This window comes from Parvibaculum sp., from assembly GCF_039973015.1.
Classification (GTDB): domain Bacteria; phylum Pseudomonadota; class Alphaproteobacteria; order Parvibaculales; family Parvibaculaceae; genus Parvibaculum.
Genome location: NZ_JBDWLT010000007.1, coordinates 250998 through 269722, shown reverse-complemented (window position 1 = coordinate 269722; position 18725 = coordinate 250998). Strand labels below are relative to the sequence as shown.

Annotated in this window: 19 protein-coding genes; 11 read left to right on the top strand and 8 right to left on the bottom strand. The window is 62.3% G+C overall.

Going from position 1 to position 18725, the window contains the following annotated elements; genetic code table 11:
* Positions 1-141: 141 nt before the first annotated feature.
* From ABJO61_RS06080 to era, 8 genes are all read left to right on the top strand, one after another.
* Positions 142-2286: a bifunctional (p)ppGpp synthetase/guanosine-3',5'-bis(diphosphate) 3'-pyrophosphohydrolase gene (locus ABJO61_RS06080; RefSeq protein ID WP_348326405.1), complete on the top strand. Its 2145-nt coding sequence runs from the start codon at positions 142-144 to the stop codon at positions 2284-2286.
* A gap of 44 nt (positions 2287-2330) precedes the next feature.
* On the top strand, positions 2331-2915 hold the full coding sequence (gene pyrE / locus ABJO61_RS06075) for an orotate phosphoribosyltransferase (RefSeq protein ID WP_348326403.1): 585 nt from the start codon (positions 2331-2333) through the stop codon (positions 2913-2915).
* A gap of 14 nt (positions 2916-2929) precedes the next feature.
* Positions 2930-3550 carry a DUF2062 domain-containing protein gene (locus ABJO61_RS06070; RefSeq protein WP_348326401.1) on the top strand — a complete coding sequence of 207 codons (621 nt, stop codon included), beginning with the start codon at positions 2930-2932 and terminating at the stop codon, positions 3548-3550.
* A complete protein-coding gene (locus ABJO61_RS06065) occupies positions 3547-4335 on the top strand; it encodes a pyridoxine 5'-phosphate synthase (protein WP_348326399.1) in 789 nt (262 codons plus the stop codon). The genes ABJO61_RS06070 and ABJO61_RS06065 overlap by 4 nt, the downstream gene beginning before the upstream one ends.
* Positions 4332-4733, top strand: a complete 402-nt coding sequence (acpS, locus tag ABJO61_RS06060; protein ID WP_348326397.1) for a holo-ACP synthase — start codon at positions 4332-4334, stop codon at positions 4731-4733. The genes ABJO61_RS06065 and acpS overlap by 4 nt, the downstream gene beginning before the upstream one ends.
* A gap of 84 nt (positions 4734-4817) precedes the next feature.
* A complete protein-coding gene (gene lepB, locus ABJO61_RS06055; protein WP_348326395.1) occupies positions 4818-5576 on the top strand; it encodes a signal peptidase I in 759 nt (252 codons plus the stop codon).
* Positions 5564-6244 carry a ribonuclease III gene (gene rnc, locus ABJO61_RS06050; protein WP_348326393.1) on the top strand — a complete coding sequence of 227 codons (681 nt, stop codon included), beginning with the start codon at positions 5564-5566 and terminating at the stop codon, positions 6242-6244. The genes lepB and rnc overlap by 13 nt, the downstream gene beginning before the upstream one ends.
* 40 nt (positions 6245-6284) lie before the next feature.
* Complete coding sequence (gene era / locus ABJO61_RS06045; RefSeq protein ID WP_348326391.1) at positions 6285-7217, top strand: GTPase Era; 933 nt, start codon at positions 6285-6287, stop codon at positions 7215-7217.
* 129 nt (positions 7218-7346) lie between these two features.
* Here era and arsH read toward each other — a convergent pair whose 3' ends face one another.
* Positions 7347-8039: an arsenical resistance protein ArsH gene (gene arsH / locus ABJO61_RS06040; protein WP_348326456.1), complete on the bottom strand. Its 693-nt coding sequence runs from the start codon at positions 8037-8039 to the stop codon at positions 7347-7349.
* Positions 8040-8181: 142 nt separating this feature from the next.
* Positions 8182-8478: a metalloregulator ArsR/SmtB family transcription factor gene (locus ABJO61_RS06035; protein ID WP_348326389.1), complete on the bottom strand. Its 297-nt coding sequence runs from the start codon at positions 8476-8478 to the stop codon at positions 8182-8184.
* 151 nt (positions 8479-8629) lie between these two features.
* Between ABJO61_RS06035 and ABJO61_RS06030 the strand changes: the two genes are divergently transcribed.
* The 3 genes from ABJO61_RS06030 to parC all read left to right on the top strand — a co-directional run bounded on the left by ABJO61_RS06030 (position 8630) and on the right by parC (position 12158).
* Positions 8630-8977: a TraR/DksA C4-type zinc finger protein gene (locus ABJO61_RS06030; RefSeq protein ID WP_348326387.1), complete on the top strand. Its 348-nt coding sequence runs from the start codon at positions 8630-8632 to the stop codon at positions 8975-8977.
* A 56-nt stretch (positions 8978-9033) separates the two neighbouring features.
* Entirely contained in the window at positions 9034-9762 is a 729-nt protein-coding gene (gene recO, locus ABJO61_RS06025) for a DNA repair protein RecO (protein WP_348326385.1), read from the top strand.
* Positions 9763-9911: 149 nt separating this feature from the next.
* Positions 9912-12158, top strand: a complete 2247-nt coding sequence (gene parC / locus ABJO61_RS06020) for a DNA topoisomerase IV subunit A (RefSeq protein WP_348326383.1) — start codon at positions 9912-9914, stop codon at positions 12156-12158.
* Positions 12159-12167: 9 nt separating this feature from the next.
* Here parC and ABJO61_RS06015 read toward each other — a convergent pair whose 3' ends face one another.
* The 6 genes from ABJO61_RS06015 to ABJO61_RS05990 all read right to left on the bottom strand — a co-directional run bounded on the left by ABJO61_RS06015 (position 12168) and on the right by ABJO61_RS05990 (position 18643).
* Entirely contained in the window at positions 12168-12659 is a 492-nt protein-coding gene (locus ABJO61_RS06015) for a hypothetical protein (RefSeq protein ID WP_348326381.1), read from the bottom strand.
* Complete coding sequence (locus tag ABJO61_RS06010; RefSeq protein ID WP_348326379.1) at positions 12656-14239, bottom strand: TRAP transporter large permease subunit; 1584 nt, start codon at positions 14237-14239, stop codon at positions 12656-12658. Before ABJO61_RS06010 ends, ABJO61_RS06015 begins: the two co-directional genes overlap by 4 nt.
* A 16-nt stretch (positions 14240-14255) precedes the next feature.
* Entirely contained in the window at positions 14256-14798 is a 543-nt protein-coding gene (locus ABJO61_RS06005; protein ID WP_348326377.1) for a TRAP transporter small permease subunit, read from the bottom strand.
* A 2-nt stretch (positions 14799-14800) separates the two neighbouring features.
* A complete protein-coding gene (locus ABJO61_RS06000) occupies positions 14801-15874 on the bottom strand; it encodes a TRAP transporter substrate-binding protein (RefSeq protein WP_348326375.1) in 1074 nt (357 codons plus the stop codon).
* Between the two features lie 129 nt (positions 15875-16003).
* Positions 16004-16750 (bottom strand): arginyltransferase, encoded by a 747-nt coding sequence (locus tag ABJO61_RS05995; protein WP_348326373.1) that lies wholly within the window; start codon positions 16748-16750, stop codon positions 16004-16006.
* Positions 16751-16780: 30 nt separating this feature from the next.
* Positions 16781-18643 carry an SLC13 family permease gene (locus ABJO61_RS05990; RefSeq protein WP_348326371.1) on the bottom strand — a complete coding sequence of 621 codons (1863 nt, stop codon included), beginning with the start codon at positions 18641-18643 and terminating at the stop codon, positions 16781-16783.
* Positions 18644-18725 lie beyond the last annotated feature (82 nt).

Here is an 18725-nt window from a genome sequence, read left to right as displayed (position 1 = left end):
TAGACGGCCTCAGGCCCAGACGTCATTCGGTTTAAGCGCCGCCCGGCCGTAAGGTGAGGGGCGGCGTTTTTCGTTTGAGCGAGGCGTTTCCCGTGAGCACGTTAGGAAGTTTGCAAGAGAGGACGACGGAGAATTTCAGGCATGTTGCGTCAGTATGAGCTCGTCGATCGCGTGCTCGGCTACGATCCGAAAGCGGACGAAGCCCTGATCAACCGTGCCTATGTCTATGCCATGAAGCAGCATGGCAGCCAGAAGCGCGCCAGCGGCGACCCCTATTTTTCCCATCCCATCGAAGTGGCCGGTATTCTGACCGACCTCAAGCTCGACACCGCGACTATTGTGACAGCGCTGCTGCACGATACGATCGAGGATACGGGCTCGACGATGGACGAACTGACGAAGCTTTTCGGCTCACAGGTCGCAGGGCTGGTCGATGGGGTGACCAAGCTCACCCGGATCGAGCTCACCTCGGAACGCTCCAAGCAAGCGGAGAACTTCCGCAAGTTCCTGCTCGCGATGTCGAACGATATCCGCGTATTGCTCGTGAAGCTTGCCGACCGGCTTCACAACATGCGGACGCTGCATTTCATTTCCTCGGCGGAAAAACGTCAGCGCATTGCGCTTGAGACGATGGAAATCTATGCGCCGCTGGCCGGCCGCATGGGTATCCAGGAAATTCGCGAAGAGCTGGAAGATCTGGCCTTCAAGGAGCTTAACCCCGAAGCGCGCGAAGCCCTGATAAAGCGGCTCAACGAGTTTCGTGAGGCAAGCGGCGACTCGGTCAAGAAAATCGCGAAGGAAATCCAGACGAAACTCGAAGAAGGCGGGCTTTCCTGCGAGGTGCTGGGTCGTGAGAAGCGACCCTATTCGATGTGGCGCAAGATGGAGCGGCGCGCCATTTCGCTTGAACAGCTTTCCGATATTTTCGGCTTCCGCGTGATCGTGGACGAGGTGCCCGACTGCTACACCGCTGTCGGTGTTCTTCATACCAACTGGCGAATGGTGCCGGGCCGTTTCAAGGACTACATCTCGACGCCGAAGGCGAACGGCTATCGCTCGATCCACACGACGATGATCGGACCACAGAAGAAGCGCGCCGAAGTGCAGGTTCGCACGCGCAAGATGCACGAGATTGCCGAATACGGTATTGCCGCGCACTGGATCTATAAGGAAGGCCCGGGCGCGGATGCATCGGGCGAATTCGCTGCCACGTTCCACTGGTTGCGCCAGCTGATCGAGATGCTGGAACATGGTGCTTCGCCGGAAGAGTTTCTGGAGCATACGAAGCTCCAGATGTATTCCGATCAGGTTTTCTGTTTCTCGCCGAAGGGTCTTCTGATCACGCTGCCACGGGGCGCAACACCTATCGATTTTGCCTATGCGGTGCATACCGACATTGGGGATACCTGCGTCGGCTGCAAGATCAACGGACGCCACATGCCGCTGCGCACGAAGCTCGAAAATGGCGATGAGGTCGAGATCATCCGCTCGCAAGCCCAACGGCCTTCACCCGCCTGGGAAGCCTTCGTGGCGACGGGCAAGGCGCGTTCCGCGATCCGCCGCTCGATCCGCGCGACCAAGCAGGCAGAGTTCAGCCGCCTCGGCAGGCAGATCGTGAAGAGCGCCTTCGAAGCCGCGGGCAAGGACGGAAGCGACACGATCCTGGAACGTGCATTGGGCCCGCTTCGCAAGCCCGACCTTGACGAACTGATGGCTGCCGTGGGCGATGGAACGCTGAGCGCACATCAGGTGTTGCAGACGGTTTATCCTGCAGAGCAGCCGAAAAACGGGCGCAAGAGGCCGATCAAAGGCAACGGCAAGGATGACAATGATAGTGCGGTGCGCGTAACGGGCCGCGCGGCGGGGCTTGCCATCGGCTTTGCCCCCGAGATGTTCCCGCTGCCAGGGGAGCGCATTGTGGGCATCATGATGCCGGGAGAGGGGATCACGATCTATCCAATCGACGCGCCTGCACTCGAAGAGTTCGATGGCGAAACGATGCGCTGGATCGATGCAACCTGGGATGTCGACCCCGAGCATCCGCAGACCTTTCCGGCGCGTCTACGTGTGACTACGAAAAACGAGGTGGGTTCCCTCGGACATATCGCCACGTTGATCGCCGACTATGGCAGCAACATCTCAAATCTTTCGCTCGCGCAGCGCGACATGGATTTTTACGACATCCAGATCGATCTCGATGTGAGAGACCTCAAGCATCTGACGCGCATCATGTCCGCGCTGAATGGACTTTCCTGCGTCAACACAGTCATCCGTCCGCGGCGTTAAGAGGACGGCTCCTTTCCATATTTGAAGCCGGTGAAGATAAAGACATGGATCAAGAAAAGGTTCTGAAGGAGTTCGAGAAGGCGGGGGCTCTCCTCCGCGGGCATTTCATTCTTTCCTCCGGGCTTCACAGTCCGGTTTTTCTGCAGAAGGCCCTCGTTTTCATGAACCCGGCGCGGACGTCCAGGCTGTGCAAGGCGCTTGCGAAAAGAATTACGGAAGAGGTCGATGGCCCTGTCGATGCCATTGTTTCGCCCGCAGTTGGGGGCATTATCCCCGGTTATGAAACGGCGAGGCACATGAAAGTGCCCGCCATGTATGTGGAACGGGAGAACGGCGAGTTCGCGCTCCGGCGTGGTTTCGAGCTCAAGAAGGGCATGCGCGTTGTGATGGTCGAGGACATCGTGACGACGGGACTTTCGTCGCGCGAATGCATTGCATCGATCCGCAAGACGGGTGCCAGAGTAGTGGCGGCAGCCTGCCTGATCGACCGCTCGGGCGGGAAGGCGAAGGTGGGCGTGAAGCTCATCTCGCTGGCCAAGATTGCCATTCCGGCCTATCCGGCGGACAAGTTGCCGAAAGAGCTCGCCGCCATGCCGGCCGTGAAGCCGGGAAGCCGTCATCTGGCCTAAAGGAGCGTTACTCGTTGTTTCGCCGCCGCGTAGAGCTGCATCCGATTCAGAAACTGAGGGAAATCTTCTGGCCCCGTTCGGGCTGGAAGCGCACCCTTCAGTACGGGTGGCGCCGTGTCTGGCGGCTTTCGGGTACGCCGCATGCGATTGCTCTCGGGGTCGCCGCGGGTGCCTTTTCGTCCTGCACTCCCTTGTTCGGCTTCCACATTCTGCTTGCGATGCTGATCGCCTGGGTGTTGCGCGGAAACCTGATCGCGAGCGCCATCGGCACCTTTATCGGCAATCCTCTGACTTTCCCGGCGATCTGGTTCGTCGTCTACGAGACGGGCCGCTACATACTGGGGACGCCGGTGGCGGCAAATCCGGACGTTGCCGAAACGCTGCAACGCGCTCATGCCTTTGACATGGTTCTGCCGCTTCTCGTGCCGCTCACGGTCGGCGCAATCCCGGTCGGAATCGTTCTCGGATGCGTTTCCTATGTCCTTGCACGAAGCGGGGTCGAGGCCTATCAGGCGCAAAGGCGCAAGTTGCTTGCGGAGCGCGTACTCTTGCGCAGCAGCACGACCGAGCAAGCCCGGCCGGAACAGGCCGGTCAGCCGGGACCGGCTGAAACAAGGCGAGGAGACATGATATGAGCGGGAATGAGCCTGGATATCTGCGGCTCGGCGTCAATATCGATCATGTGGCGACGATCCGTAACGCGCGCGGCGGCGAACACCCGGACCCTGTGCGGGCGGCGAAACTTTCAGCCGCAGCAGGCGCGGACGGCATAACGGCACATTTGCGTGAGGACCGCCGGCATATCCGGGACGGCGATATTGCGCGGCTCAAGGACGATGTGGGGCTGCCGCTCAACCTCGAAATGGCCGCAACGCCGGAAATGCTGAGCATCGCGCTTCGGCACCAGCCCCATGCCTGCTGTATCGTGCCGGAACGGCGTGAGGAAGTGACGACCGAAGGCGGGCTCGACGCGGCGGGGCTTCACAACCATCTGAAGCCCATCGTGGACCGGCTCCGCGAGGCAGATATCCGCGTTTCGCTCTTCATCAATGCCGACAGGAGACAGCTCGAAGCAGCTGTATCGCTGGGCGCGCCAGTGGTGGAGCTGCATACCGGCGCCTATTGCGAAGCTGCTTTTGCCCGTGAAAACGCGAAGCGGGATGCAGAGCTGGCGCGGCTTGCCAAGGCGGCGCGCGACGGCGTGGCTCTCGGTCTGGAGGTCCATGCGGGCCATGGCCTGACCTTCGATACGGTCGACCCCGTTGCCGCGATGCCCGAACTGGCCGAACTCAATATCGGCCACTTCCTGATAGGAGAGGCGATCTTCATCGGCCTTGAAGCGAGCATCCGAAAGATGCGCACCGCGATGGACGAGGCCCGTGGCGGCGCGCGCGCCGTGAAAACGAAAGACCAGGCATGATCATCGGTATCGGCAACGATCTCGTCGACATCAGGCGGGTCGAGAAAACCCTGGAGCGTTTTGGCGACCGCTTCGTCGAGCGCATTTTCACGGATATCGAGAGGCGGAAATCAGAGGCGCGGCGGATGCGGGCAGCCTCCTATGCAAAGCGTTTCGCGGCCAAGGAAGCCTGTTCCAAGGCGCTCGGAACGGGCTTCAGGCGGGGCGTTTTCTGGCGGGATATGGGGGTTGTGAACCTTCGCGGCGGGCAACCGACCATGGCGCTCACCGGCGGCGCGCTGATCCGGCTCGCCGAGATCACGCCCGAAGGCATGGAGCCCGTCATCCATCTCACGATTACCGACGACCACCCGCTGGCGCAGGCTTTTGTGATCATTTCGGCCGTTCCGAGAGGCTGATCGGCAGGGGGAGACGGCGCGACGGATTGTGGTAAGGTCCGCCGTTTTTCGGGGGAGCCGAGGGCGATGAGCAGGAGTTGGAAGATGGCGATGAGCGAAAACGCTAAAAAGCTGCGGGGCAGCTCCTGGGCTGAAAATGCCCGGACGATTGCCTATGCGCTGCTGATTGCGCTGTTCATCCGGGCCTTCTTCTTCCAGCCCTTCTATATCCCGTCCAGCTCCATGGAATCCACGCTGCTGATCGGCGACTACCTCTTCGTTGCGAAGTACAGCTATGGCTATTCCAAGCACTCGCTGCCCTTCTCGCCGCCGCTCTTCAGCGGGCGCATTGCGGGCGACGATCCCGAGCGCGGCGACATCGTGGTGTTCAAGCAGCCGACCGACAATCACACCGATTTTATCAAGCGTGTCATAGGCTTGCCGGGCGACACCGTTCAGATGAAGGAGGGTGTGCTCTACCTGAACGACAAGGCCGTGCCGCGCGCGCGTGTCGATGATTTCATCTATCGCGACCCGGCGGGCAATGTGCGCCGAATTCCGCAATACCGCGAAACGCTGCCGAATGGCGTCTCCTACATCACGCTCGACATGATGAGGGACAGCGTATGGGACAATACGGGCCTCTATATCGTGCCGCAGGGTCACTATTTCATGATGGGCGACAATCGCGACAATTCCAGCGACAGCCGCGTGCCCGACGTGGTTGGCTATGTGCCTTTCGAGAACCTCGTGGGGAAGGCCGAGATCATCTTCTTCTCCGCGAATGGAAGCGCGTCGTTCTGGGAAGTCTGGAAATGGCCGTGGGCTATCCGCTGGGACCGGATCGGCAAATGGGTGGAGTGAGCGCCAAACTCGAAAAGAGATTGGGCCATGAATTCAATGAGTTGGGCCTCCTTTCTCAGGCTCTGACACATCCGAGCGCAGAGGGCGCGAACTACCAGCGCTTTGAATTTCTCGGCGACCGGGTGCTGGGGCTCGTGATCGCGGACTGGCTGATGCGCGATTTTGCGGATGCCGACGAAGGCGAATTGGCCATCAGATTCAATGCGTTGGTACGCAAGGAAGCCTGCGCGGAGGTGGCCGGACGGCTCGATCTCGGCACCCATATCGTCATGGGCGCGGGAGAAGAAAAAGCCGGGGGAAGGCGGAAAGCCGCTATTCTCGGTGACGTATGCGAGGCCGTGATCGCAGCGCTCTACCTCGATGGAGGGATCGAGCCGGCGCGCCGGATGATCGAGAAGGAATGGGCCTATCTTCTTGAAAAATCAGGGAAAATCCGGCAAGACGCAAAGACGGCCTTGCAGGAATGGGCGCAGGCGCGCGGACATCCGCTGCCAAACTACGAACTGATCGCCCGGACGGGCCCGGACCATGCCCCGGAATTCACCGTCGAAGTCCGGGCAGGGAGCGCCAAGCCATTGCAGGCACGCGGAAATTCGAAACGGCAGGCAGAGCAGACAGCCGCACAGGCGATGCTCGAAGAGCTTGGTGTCTGGCCGGAACGGGGATAAGCCACCCCTCACTGTCATTGAAATGTCATTGAAACGTCACATGAACCACGAGTCAGAAACGAACACGGAAAAAGCGGGGACAACCCGGTGCGGCTTTGTCGCCATCATCGGTGCGCCCAATGCGGGGAAATCCACGCTGCTGAACCAGCTCGTCGGATCGAAGGTGGCGATCGTCACGCACAAGGTGCAGACGACGCGCGCGCGCATCCGCGGCATCGCCATGGAAGGCGATACGCAGATCGTCTTCGTGGATACCCCCGGTATCTTCAAGCCGAAGCGCCGCCTCGACAGGGCGATGGTGGAGGCCGCCTGGGGCGGGGCGGGAGACGCCGACCTGATCGTGCTGATGGTCGATGTGGAGCGGGAGCGCGAGGAAGACCTCGAACAGATCATGGCGGGGCTTTCCACGCAGGGCCGGAAGGCGATCCTTGTACTGAACAAGATCGATGCGGTGAGCCACGATAAACTGCTGAAGATGGCGGCGCGGCTGAACGAAAGCGACATTTTCAGCCAGACCTTCATGATTTCGGCGCTATCGGGGAACGGGGTGGGCGACCTGCGCCGCTATATCGCGGAGCGGATGCCCGAGGGGCCGTGGCACTACCCCGAAGACCAGGCGGCGGATGTGCCGCTCCGCTCGCTCGCGGCGGAGGTGACGCGCGAGAAGCTGTTCCTCCGGCTGCATGACGAGCTGCCCTATTCGCTGACCGTCGAAACGGAAAGCTGGGAAACGAAAAAGGACGGCTCGATCCGCATCGCGCAGGTCATCTTCGTCGAGCGCGACAGCCAGAAGAAGATCGCGCTCGGCAAGGGCGGGCAGACGATCAAGACCGTCGGCCAGCTTGCGCGCGAGGAGCTGGAGCAGATGCTGGAAACGAAGGTGCATCTCTTTTTGTTCGTGAAGGTCCGCGAGAACTGGTCCGACGACCGCGAACGCTACCGCGAGATGGGGCTCGATTTCCCGAAGGAGTGAGGGCCCTCCGACGCAAGCTGTCAGGCCGCTTACCCCTCCCCGAAATTTGCTTCACTGACGTTCGCAATTTTCGACCCTCCCGCAGGGGGAGGGTGATCGCGCGACAGGGACTATCGCCGCTGCGCTCTCTCAGATCGACTTCTGGTTGACGCGGCGCGACAGCTCCTCCGCGCTTTCCTTGCGCTCGCTGTAACGGTCGACCAGATAGTCCGAGCGGTCGCGCAGGAGCAGCGTGAACTTCATCAATTCTTCCATGACGTCGACGATGCGGTCGTAATAGGCGGAAGGCTTCATGCGGCCTTCCTCGTCGAACTCCAGAAAGGCCTTCGGCACGGAGGACTGGTTCGGGATCGTGACGAGGCGCATCCAGCGGCCGAGCACGCGAAGCTGGTTGATGGCGTTGAAGGACTGCGAACCGCCGCTGACCTGCATGACGGCGAGCGTCTTGCCCTGGGTCGGGCGGACGGCGCCGAGCGACAGCGGTATCCAGTCGATCATCGCCTTCATGATGCCCGTCATGGCGCCGTGGCGCTCGGGCGAGCACCAGACCATGCCTTCCGACCAGGTGACGAGATCGCGCAACTCGACGACCTTGGGATGATCCTCGTCCGCATCGTCCGGCAGAGGAAGGCCGGAGGGATTGAAGGTGCGGGTCTCGGCGCCGAGACGGCGGAGAATGCGCGCGGCTTCTTCCGTCGCGAAGCGGCTGTAGGAACGCTCACGCACGGACCCGTAGAGCAGGAGAATGCGCGGCTTGTGCGTCGCGCGCTGCGCGGTGAAGAGGCGCTCCTCATCGACCGGGTTCAAGAGGGCTTCGTCGATATTGGGCAAAGTGCCGACGGGTTCAGACAATGCGCTTTCCTTCCTTGCCGATGATCACTTCACCGTCTTCCTTGACGAAAGGCGTGTTGCGGGAGATGCCGCAGGCAGGGCCGTGATAGATGATGGACAAGGCTTTCTCCTGTCAGGCGGCGCGGCGGCGCGGCTTTTCGAGGGCGGCGAGGGCGGCATCGACGATACGGATGACGGTCTGAGGCGCATCGGGATTGCGGCGGTAGCGCACCCATTGGGCATCGCGCCTGTCGATCACGAGGCCGGCCGATTTCAGGACGCCCATGTGCCGGGACATGCGCGACTGGGTCGCACCGAGCGCGCACATGAGATCGCAGACGCAATGTTCTCCGCCGCGCCAGACGATCTGCATGGCGCGGAGCCGGGTGGGCTCGGCAAGAGCAGCGAGGATTTGCGGGACATCGGACATTCGGCTTATGTTCCTTTGCGCTTATGCGTTAATCCGCATTTAGTTGGCGAGGCCGGCGAAGTCAAGGTCTTCAGGGATGGAGTGCGCCGATACGGGCATCGGGCTAGAATGTTCGCGGCATGAGAAGGACCGTCCTGAAAGGAAACCGGGCATGACCAGGGAGGGGATGGCGGCGAAGTTCAAGCCGCTGCTTGAACAGGAAGCGGGCGAGCTGAGAGCGCAATCGGAGACGAGTGCCTCCTCGCGCGCGACGGTGACGCTTGACCAACAGAGCGTGGGACGGCTTTCGCGGATGGATGCGATGCAGGCGCAGGCCATGGCGCAGGCGACCGAGCGGCGGCGGCACCTGCGGATACAGCAAGTGGAAGCCGCGCTGAAACGGATCGCGGAAGACGAATACGGCTATTGCCTGAGCTGCGGCGAAGAGATCGAGGAGAGGCGGCTTGTGAGCGATGCGGCCGCGCCGCTCTGCATCGGCTGTTCGCGAGGAGAAAATTGATCTAGTTTCCCTTGCTTACCCCTCCCCGGCGAAGAGCATGGAGTGAACGGCCCCACATGGATTGGCGTGACGAAGGGATCGTGCTGTCGGCACGCGCGCATGGCGAGACCGGCGCGATTCTCGAACTGTTCACGCGCGAGCAGGGGCGGCATCTTGGCCTTGTGCATGGTGGTGCGGGGCGGCGGATGCGCAGCGTGCTCCAGCCGGGCAACAAGCTCGCGGCGCATTGGCGGGCGCGGCTTTCCGAACATCTCGGCACCTATCAGGTGGAGCTCGTGCGGCCGCTTGCCGGCCTGCTGATGGACGATCCGCTGGCACTGCTGGGCCTGAGCGCGGCGAGCGCCGTTTGCGGCATCGTGCCGGAACGGGAGGGGCATCCGGCTCTTTTCGACGGCTATGAGGTGCTGCTTGAAACCATGCAGGACGAGGATGTGTGGCCGGCAATCTTCGTGCGCTGGGAGCTGGGGTTGTTGCAGGAACTCGGCTTCGGGCTCGACCTCACGCAATGCGCGGCGACGGGCGTGCGCGAAGACCTGATCTATGTCTCGCCCAAAAGCGGGGGCGCGGTGAGCCGCGAGGCGGGCGAGCCCTACAAGGACCGGCTGTTCCGGCTGCCGCCCTTCCTCATCGGTGCGCAAGCGGGCATGGCGACGAATGAGGATGTGGCAGAGGGCCTGAGGCTTACGGGACATTTTCTGGAGCGGCATCTCTTCGCGGCGCATGAGCGTCATCTGCCGGACGCGCGGATCAGGCTGATGGAGAAGATGGCGGCGAGGGCGGGGTGAGGGGCGAATCGCTGGTATATTGAGCCAGGCGTGTACGGGTGCCTGTTCGCTGGAGCCCCGCCCCGAAATTCGTTCGCTTGCGCTCTCAAATTTCGACCCTCCCCGAGGGGAGGGTGGGAAGCAAGACCAATTACCGAGAAGACCGACACATGACCAAGGCCGTTACGCCGCCCGAGCCCGAACACGAGATCAATCTGCGCGAGGCGCTGGAAGAGCGATATCTCGCCTATGCGCTTTCGACGATCATGCACCGGGCGCTGCCCGACGTGCGCGACGGGCTGAAGCCGGTGCATCGGCGCGTGCTGTTCGCGATGCGGCAGTTGAAGCTGGAGCCGGGACAGGGCTTCAAGAAATCCGCGCGCGTGGTCGGCGACGTGATCGGCCGCTATCACCCTCATGGCGACCAGTCGGTTTATGACGCGCTGGTACGCCTTGCGCAGGATTTTTCCGTGCGCTATCCGCTGGTCGACGGGCAGGGCAATTTCGGCAATGTGGACGGCGATAACGCGGCGGCCATGCGCTACACGGAAGCGCGGCTGACGGCGGTGGCGGCACTGCTGCTGGACGGGCTCGACGAAGACACGGTCGATTTCCGCGAGACCTATGACGGTGAGGACCGGGAGCCCATCGTGCTGCCGGGAGCCTTTCCGCAGTTGCTCGCGAATGGCGCATCGGGCATCGCGGTCGGCATGGCGACCAGCATTCCGCCGCATAATGCGGCCGAGCTTTGCGACGCGGCGCTGCACCTCATCAAATATCCGAATGCGCGGACGGAAAAGCTCGTCAGCTTCGTGCAGGGACCGGATTTCCCGACGGGCGGCATTATCGTGGAGCCGCGCGCGTCGATCATCGATGCCTATGAGACGGGTCGCGGCGGCTTCCGCGTGCGCGCGAAATGGGAAATGGAGGAACTGCCGCGCGGGCTCTGGCAGATCGTCATCACGGAAATTCCCTATCAGGTGCAGAAGTCCAAACTGGTGGAGAAGATTGCCGAACTCCTGCAGGCGCGAAAGCTGCCGCTGCTGGACGATGTGCGCGACGAGAGCGCGGAGGAAATCCGCCTCGTGCTTGTGCCCAAGGCGAAGACGGTCGAACCGGCCCATCTGATGGAATCCATGTTCCGGGCAACGGAACTCGAAAGCCGCTTCCCGCTGAACCTCAATGTGCTTTCCGCCGGACAGGTGCCGGGCGTGATGAGCTTGCGCGAGGTGCTTCGCTCCTGGCTCGAACATCGCAAGGAAGTGCTGGTGCGGCGCTCGCGCTTCCGCCTCGACAAGATCGAGAAGCGGCTGGAGGTACTCGAAGGATATCTCAAGGCCTATCTCAACCTCGACGAAGTGATCCGTATCATTCGCGAGGAAGACGAGCCGAAGCCCGCGCTGATGAAGCGCTTCAAGCTGACCGACAATCAGGCCGAAGCCATTCTCAACATGCGCCTGCGGAGCTTGCGCAAGCTTGAGGAAATGGAAATCCGTGGCGAACACAAGAAGCTCACCGCGGAGCAAAAGGAACTGAAGGCGCTGGTGCGCTCGGACAACAAGCTCTGGGAGCGCGTGTCCGAGGAGGTCAAGCAGGTCAAGGCGACTTTCGGCCCGAAGACGAAACTGGGCGCGCGGCGCACGCATTTCTCGGATGCGCCGGTGATCGAATATGTGCCCGTGGAGGCGATGATCGAGAAGGAGCCGGTGACGGTCGTCTGCTCGAAGAAGGGCTGGATCCGCACCATGAAGGGGCATGTGGGGCCGGACACGGAGATCAAGTTCAAGGAAGGTGACGGCGCGCGCTTCACGCTTCATGCGGAGACGACGGACAAGGTGCTGCTGTTTGCGACGGATGGGCGCTTCTACACGCTCGATGTCAGCAAGCTGCCGGGCGGGCGCGGACATGGCGAGCCGGTGCGCCTGATGATCGACCTCGACGAGAGCCGCGAGATCGTGGAGCTATTCGTGCACCAGCCGGGGCGGAAGCTCATTGTTGCGTCGCATGAGGGCAATGGCTTCATCGTGCCGGAGGATGATGTTGTGGCGATGCGGCGCGCGGGCAAGCAGGTTCTGAATGTAACGGGTACGGACGAAGCTGTGGTCTGCGAAGTGGTGCAGGGCGACCATGTGGCCGTGATCGGCGAGAACCGGAAGCTGCTGATCTTCCCGCTCAAGGAAGTAAACGAGATGACGCGCGGCAAGGGCGTGCGCCTGCAACGCTACAAGGATGGCGGGCTTGGCGACATCAAGACCTTCACGCTGAAACAGGGGCTCATCGCCTATGACCGCTCGGACCGGGCGCGGACCTTCGACACGCTGAAGGAATGGCTGGGGACGCGGGCGCAGGCCGGACGGCTGCCACCCAAGGGCTTCCCGGTGGGGCATAGCTTCGGCGGCGGGTTCGGCTCCGCGTGAGGGCGACGCTCAGTCGATGGTGACGGGTTCGCGGAGCTCGTATCCCCAATAGCGAAGGAAGAGAATGTAGTCGCCGGGCTTCACGCGGGCGGGATCGAGCGTGAGGGTGAATTCGCCGGAGATCGAGGTCTTGGCGTCGAGGTTGCCTTTCATCGGCACGTCGAGACAGGGCTCGTCATTGCGCTGCGACTGGACGAGGTTGTGATCTTCGTCCGCCACAAACCAGCGGAAAATATCGCATTGCGAGGGGAGCGAGAGCGGCATCGCCTCGTCCGTATTGTTCGCGAGCGTGACGGCGACATTGAGTGTCAGCGGGGCGTTTGCGGTCCAGGTTGCCGGCTGGGCGATGCGGGCGGTGACCTCCACCGGGTCGTTGAGCTCAACGCGGCCTGTCAGGACATAGAAGGCGATGACGCCGCTCATGGCCACGGCGACGAGGCCGAGGCGCATCATGTTGCTGCTTGCCTTTTCGGCAGCGCTTTCCGGACCGTTCCTGCTCATCCGAAACTACTACCGCCGAAGAAGACCCGGGGCAACCATGTTGCGAGGGAAGGGAAGCTCGCGATGACGGCGAGCGCGAGAAGCTGGAGCAGCACAAAGGGGATGGCGCCCTTGTAGATCTGCATGGTGGTAACGCTTTCGGGGGCGACACCGCGCAAATAGAAGAGGGCAAAGCCGAAGGGCGGCGTGAGGAAGGAGGTCTGGAGATTGACCGCCATCATGACGCCGAGCCAGACGGGGTTCACATCCATCATCAGCAGGATCGGCGCGACAATCGGCACGACGACAAAAATGATCTCGATGAAGTCGAGGAAGAAGCCGAGCACGAACATGATCAGCATGACGGTGAGAACCGCGCCGAAGGTGCCGCCGGGCATGGAGGTAAGGAACTCATGCACGGTGTCGTCGCCGCCGAGACCGCGGAAGACGAGGCTGAACAGCGCGGCGCCGATGAGGATCACGAAGACCATCGAGGTGATGCGCGCGGTCGATTGAGAGACCTCGGCGAGGACGCCGCTCTGCCAGAGACGGTAGACGGACGCCGCGAGGCCGATGACGATGCCGGCGATCAGGGCCCATGCGACCCAGATGCCCGCCATGTCGGTGGCGGAGATTTCGCTGCGGGCGGTGCGCAGATCCATGAAGGAGGTAAGGACGAGGAGTGCAATGAGGCAGAGGGCGGCAAGGCGCACGGCGCGCTTCATGCCGCCTGCGCGTTCGCCTGCAAGAAGGATCGAGCCGACGGCGCCGAGCGCGGCGGCTTCCGTGGGCGTCGCGATGCCGCCAAGGATCGAGCCCATGACGGCGACGATGAGCGCGATCGGCGGGATCAGGGCCCGCAGCGTCGCGCGGTATAGCTCGGCGGTGGAGATGGTGTCATCGACCGGCATGGCGGGCGAGGATTTCGGATCGAGAGCAGCGCGGAAGACCTGATAGAGGATGTAGAAGCCGACAAGCATGAGACCCGGCAGGAGCGCACCCGCGAAGAGGTCGCCGACGGAAAGGGTTTCGGGCGAGAAGATGCCCTGTTCGAGCTGCGCCTTCTGGTAGGAGTTGGCGAGCGTATCGCCGAGCAGCACGAGGACGATGGAAGGCGGGATGATCTGGCCGAGCGTACCGGCCGCCGCGATGGAGCCCGCAGCGAGCGAGGGATCGTAGCCGCGCCGCAGCATGGTGGGGAGCGCGAGCAGGCCCATCGTCACGACCGTCGCGCCGACAATGCCGGTGGAGGCGGCGAGCAGGGCACCGACGATCGATACGGAAAAGCCGAGGCCGCCGCGCAAGCGCCCGAAAAGGCGTCCCATATTCTCAAGCAGTTCCTCGGCGACCTTTGAGCGCTCCAGCATGGTGCCCATGAAGACGAAGAGCGGCACGGCGATGAGCACGTCGTTCGTCATGTTGCCGTAGATGCGCTGCGGAAGCGCGGCCATGAAGCCGAAATCGAAGACGCCGAAGGCCATGCCGATGAGGCCGAAGGCAAGCGCGATACCTGCCAGCGTGAAAGCGACGGGGAAGCCCGTGAGCAGCACCGCGCAGGCGGCAACGAACATCAGGACATCGAGGGATTCGCGAAGATCCATTTGGGCGGGCGCGCTTTCAGAGGATGGGCGAGGCTTCTTCCGCGGGCTGTTCGGCCCCGGAAAGAATGCGCAGCGCGTGAATGACGGTCGAAAGGCCCTGAAGGGCGAGAAGGACGGCGAAGACGAGGATCACGCTTTTCAGGAGATAGACGCCCTGAATGCCGCTCGTCTCGCGGCTGCCTTCGCGCACTGCCCATGAGGCTTCGACATAGGGGAAGGAGACGTAGAAGATGAGAAAGCAGACAGGCCAGAGCAGAAAGAGCGTGCCGAGGAGATCGATCCATCCTTTCGTTGCGGGCGGCATGGTGCGGTAGAAAACGTCGACGCGAACATGGGCGTTATGGAGAAGCGTGTAGCCCGCGACGACCATGAACATGACGCCGTGCATGTAGACGATCGACTCCTGCGCCCAGATGGAGCCGACGCCGAAGACATAACGCTGGAGCACGACGACGAACTGGACGAGCACCATTGCAAGTGCGAGCCAGGAAAAGATGCGGCCCGTGCGCTCGTTCAAGGCGTCGATGAGGCGGGCGATGCGGGTGAGTGCGATCATCATGGTCAGTCGCGGCGGGCCTGCACGAAGCCCTCGTCGCCGATGCGCGTCCACTCGCTTGTCGTGTCGAGGAAGGAGCGGAAGCTGTCATAGACTTTTGCGGTGACGGCATCTTCCTTCGCGGCGTCCTCAAGCACTTCCTGCGAGGTTTTCTTCAGCGCGGCGACAACATCGTCCGGGAAGCGGCGGACCTGGACGCCATGCTTCTCGACAAGGGTTTTCAGGGCGGCGCCGTTATGGGCGTTGTATTCGGCGAGCGTGTAGTCGTTTTCGGCGGCGCAGGCGGCGCGAACCACAGCCTGCTGCTGCGGGGTGAACGATTCCCAGACTTGCAGGTTGAAGCCTGCGGCCAGCGACGAGCCCGGCTCGTGGAAGCCCGGCCAGTAGTAATATTTCGCGAGGCGGTAGAAGCCGAAGGCCATGTCGTTCCACGGTCCGACCCATTCGGCGGCGTCGATGGTGCCGTTTTGGAGGGCGGGGAAAATATCCGGGCCTGCAAGCGTGAGGGCGGCGGCGCCGAGACGGCGCATGACTTCGCCGCCGAGGCCGGGCATGCGAATCGACAGACCTTTCAGGTCTTCGAGCGAATTGATTTCCTTGCGGTACCAGCCGGGAAGCTGGACGCCTGTGTTGGCGGCCATGAAGGGTTTGATGTTGAAGCCCCGGGAAAGGTCGTCCCAGAGTTCCTGTCCGCCGCCATGATAGATCCAGGCGTTGATTTCGGCGGCCGTCATGCCGAAGGGCACAGCGGTGAAGAAGTTGAAGGCCTTGGACTTGCCCTGCCAGTAATATTCCGCGCCATGATAGATGTCGGCGGCGCCGGAAGAGACTGTATCGAAACATTCCAGGGCGGGAACGAACTCGTTTGCGGCGAAGACCTTGATCTCGATCTGGCCGTCCGTCATCTCGCCGATGCGGGTGGCGAGGCGTTCGGCGGAGACGCCGAGGCCCGGATAGTTCTTCGGCCAGGTGGTGACCATCTTGAGCTGGCGCTTGCCTTGCGCGATGGCGGGCGCGGGCATGGTGGCGGCGGCAATGCCGGCAAGGCCGGCGCCAGCCAGAAACGAGCGGCGCTTCATCGAAGACTCCCCGATATACTTCCCCAAGACGGCCGCTGACGGCCGTCTCTCCCCCGATTGCAGGGGTACAATTCGCGGCCAGTATAGGCGCGCGTGCGCGAGGTGCAACGGCGGCGGGAAAGGGCGGATTCAGAGGGGGGACGTCATGCGGCGCCAGCCCTCATGCATGAGGGCTTCGAGGGGCTGGAAGCGGGTCTTGTAGGCCATCTTGCGGGAGCCATCGACCCAATAACCCAGATAGACGTAAGGCAGACCGAGACGCCTTGCGCGTTCGATATGGTCCAGCACCATGAACGTGCCGAGGCTACGAGCTTCGTCATAGGGCTCATAAAAGCTGTAGACCATCGAGAGGCCGTCTTCGAGCGTGTCGGTCAGCGCGGCGGCGAGGAGAGGGCCTGTCTCGCCCGGTTCGGCGGCAGGCTGGCGGTATTCAATGATGCTTGTCTGGATCGTCGTGTCCTCGACCATCGCCACATAGTCGTGTTCCGTCATGTCGGCCATGCCGCCATCGGCATGACGCGCATCGAGATAGCGGCGCAGCAGCCCATATTGTTCGCCGGTGGCGACAGCCGTGCGCGAATGGCCCCGGAGGTCTTCATTGCGGTTGGCGATGCGACGGAAGGTGCGGCCGGGCCGGAACTCGTTCACCAGAACACGCACCGAGACGCAGGCCTGACAGTCCTCGCAGGCCGGGCGATAGGCGATGTTCTGGCTGCGGCGGAAGCCGGCCTGGGTGAGCGTGTTGTTGAGGGAGACGGGCTCATCGCCGAGGAGGTGGGTAAACACCTTCTTCTCGTAGCGGCCTTCCAGATAAGGACAGGGCTGCGGCGAGGTAATGTAGAACTGTGGAAACCTTATGCGGGACTGGTCCGTCACTGCCTTCTCGCGCTGGTTTTCTTCGCGTCCTCAGAGACCATAGTACCAAGGCGCAAAGAAAGAATAGGCCAACCAGAGCAGAATGACGAGGGGGGCGCCCGCGCGCACGAAATCCCTGAATTCATAATGGCCGGGGCCCATGACCAGCAGGTTTGTCTGATAGCCCATCGGCGTTGCGAAGGAGCAGTTTGACGCAAAGATGACGGCATAGACGAAGATCATGGGATCGACGCCGAGCTGTGTTGCGGTGCTGATGGCAATGGGGGTGAAGAGCACGGCGGTCGCGTTGTTGGTCAGCACATTGGTGGTGACGGCGATTGCGAAAAAGAAGGCCGACAGGATGACCGGAACGCCATAGCCATCGAACATGACAACGGAGGCATTGGCGATGGCATGTGCGCCGCCTGTGACCTCCAGCGCGGTGGCGACGCCAAGCATGGCACCGACCATGAGGAAGATGCGGCGGTCGATCGCGCGAGCGGCCTGACGGACATTGAGGACGCCGAAGGCGATGATGGCGAGGGCGCCGCCGATGGACGCGATCTCGATGGGGAGGATGCCGGTGAGGACGCTCGCGACCATGACGCCGAAGATGGCGAGCGCACGATGGGCGAGTTTCGGATCGGGGAGTTCGGTTGCCGACCATTCGAGGAGCAACACGTCGCGATTGTGGCGCAGATCCTGAATCTTCGGAGCATTGCCGAGAACGAGAAGCACGTCGCCCGCCTCAAGGCGAATATCGTTCAGCAGGGTGCGGATCATGCGGCTGCGGCGCTGCACGCCAAGGACGATGCAGCCGGTCTGGTGACGGAAAGCAATCTGCTCGATGGTCTGGCCGATCATGCGCGAACCGGGCGCAACCACGGTTTCGGCGAGGACGAGTTCGCCCCCGGGCTTTGCCGGGCCGCCATTGGTTTCGGCGCCTTCGGCAAAACGCTCTTCCAGCATGCCTTCAAAGAAACGGGAGCCGGATTTCAGCGCCTCGGTGAGCGTCTGGCGCGTGGCGGCGACGATGATGACGTCGCCCGTGCTGAGCGTGACGTCTTCGAAGGGCGGCAGAATCGGGTGTTCGCCGCGCTGGATCATGCGCACTGTCATGTCGCGGAGCGGCGGAAAGAGCCCGGCGGTGGAACTCACACCGAGAAGCGGGTGGCCGGGAGTGATTTCAAGCTGGGCGATATATTGCTTGCCGCCGCCTGCGTCGTTTCCCTGAAGCTCGATAGTGGGCCCGCCGCGATCCGGCAGGAGGTGCGGCACGGCGAGCGTCGAATAGAGAAAGCCGATGCCTGCGAGAAAAAGCCCCGGCACGACGAAATCGAAAATGCCGATTGGCGGCAGATGCGAGGTGAGGACAACACCCGCGGCGAGAAGGTTTGTCGAGGAGCCGATCAGCGTCGTCATGCCGCCGAGGATCGAGACATAACTCAATGTCATCATGACCTTCGGCGCGCGCTGGCCGAAGCGCCCGGCGAGCGTGGCCAGCACCGGAATGAACATGACGGCGACGGGCGTATTGTTCAGGAAGGCGCTGATGGCGGCGACGAGCAGGAAGGTGAAAAAGATGGTGAGGCCTGGCCGGGTCGAGCCGAGGTCGGCGACATAGCGCGCCGGGCCATCCAGCGCGCCTGTCTGGAACATGCCGTGCCCTATGACAAGGAGAGCGAGGACGGCGATGAGGGCTGGATTGGCGAAGCCCGCAAGCAGCGATGTCGGTCCGAGCAGGTTGCGCCCGTCATCGCCGGGCACGGGGAAGAAATAAAAGAAGACCAGAAGCGCGCTGAGGATCGCGAGCGCAGAAACCTCAAGCGTGACCCGTTCCATGCTGAACAGAACGACGGCGGCCAGAATAAAGCCGTAGGTCACCCACATCTGCCAGACGAAGTCTATCTCCATGCGCGCATCTCTTTAGTCGGCACAAAACCGTTACTGGCTGTCATGCCTCGAATGGAACTTCCATATATCTAGCGAAGGTGGC

What these genes read in the sequence shown, in the direction of transcription:
- lepB (WP_348326395.1), top strand. Translation starts at nt 4,818, where the DNA reads ATGGCGATGAGCGAAAACGCTAAAAAGCTGCGGGGCAGCTCCTGGGCT.
- era (WP_348326391.1), top strand. Translation starts at nt 6,285, where the DNA reads ATGAACCACGAGTCAGAAACGAACACGGAAAAAGCGGGGACAACCCGG.
- acpS (WP_348326397.1), top strand. Translation starts at nt 4,332, where the DNA reads ATGATCATCGGTATCGGCAACGATCTCGTCGACATCAGGCGGGTCGAG.
- ABJO61_RS06000 (WP_348326375.1), bottom strand. Translation starts at nt 15,874, where the DNA reads ATGAAGCGCCGCTCGTTTCTGGCTGGCGCCGGCCTTGCCGGCATTGCC.
- parC (WP_348326383.1), top strand. Translation starts at nt 9,912, where the DNA reads ATGACCAAGGCCGTTACGCCGCCCGAGCCCGAACACGAGATCAATCTG.
- ABJO61_RS05990 (WP_348326371.1), bottom strand. Translation starts at nt 18,643, where the DNA reads ATGGAGATAGACTTCGTCTGGCAGATGTGGGTGACCTACGGCTTTATT.
- recO (WP_348326385.1), top strand. Translation starts at nt 9,034, where the DNA reads ATGGATTGGCGTGACGAAGGGATCGTGCTGTCGGCACGCGCGCATGGC.
- ABJO61_RS06035 (WP_348326389.1), bottom strand. Translation starts at nt 8,478, where the DNA reads ATGTCCGATGTCCCGCAAATCCTCGCTGCTCTTGCCGAGCCCACCCGG.
- ABJO61_RS06010 (WP_348326379.1), bottom strand. Translation starts at nt 14,239, where the DNA reads ATGGATCTTCGCGAATCCCTCGATGTCCTGATGTTCGTTGCCGCCTGC.
- rnc (WP_348326393.1), top strand. Translation starts at nt 5,564, where the DNA reads ATGGGTGGAGTGAGCGCCAAACTCGAAAAGAGATTGGGCCATGAATTC.
- ABJO61_RS06005 (WP_348326377.1), bottom strand. Translation starts at nt 14,798, where the DNA reads ATGATGATCGCACTCACCCGCATCGCCCGCCTCATCGACGCCTTGAAC.
- ABJO61_RS06015 (WP_348326381.1), bottom strand. Translation starts at nt 12,659, where the DNA reads ATGAGCAGGAACGGTCCGGAAAGCGCTGCCGAAAAGGCAAGCAGCAAC.
- ABJO61_RS06030 (WP_348326387.1), top strand. Translation starts at nt 8,630, where the DNA reads ATGACCAGGGAGGGGATGGCGGCGAAGTTCAAGCCGCTGCTTGAACAG.
- ABJO61_RS06065 (WP_348326399.1), top strand. Translation starts at nt 3,547, where the DNA reads ATGAGCGGGAATGAGCCTGGATATCTGCGGCTCGGCGTCAATATCGAT.
- pyrE (WP_348326403.1), top strand. Translation starts at nt 2,331, where the DNA reads ATGGATCAAGAAAAGGTTCTGAAGGAGTTCGAGAAGGCGGGGGCTCTC.
- ABJO61_RS06080 (WP_348326405.1), top strand. Translation starts at nt 142, where the DNA reads ATGTTGCGTCAGTATGAGCTCGTCGATCGCGTGCTCGGCTACGATCCG.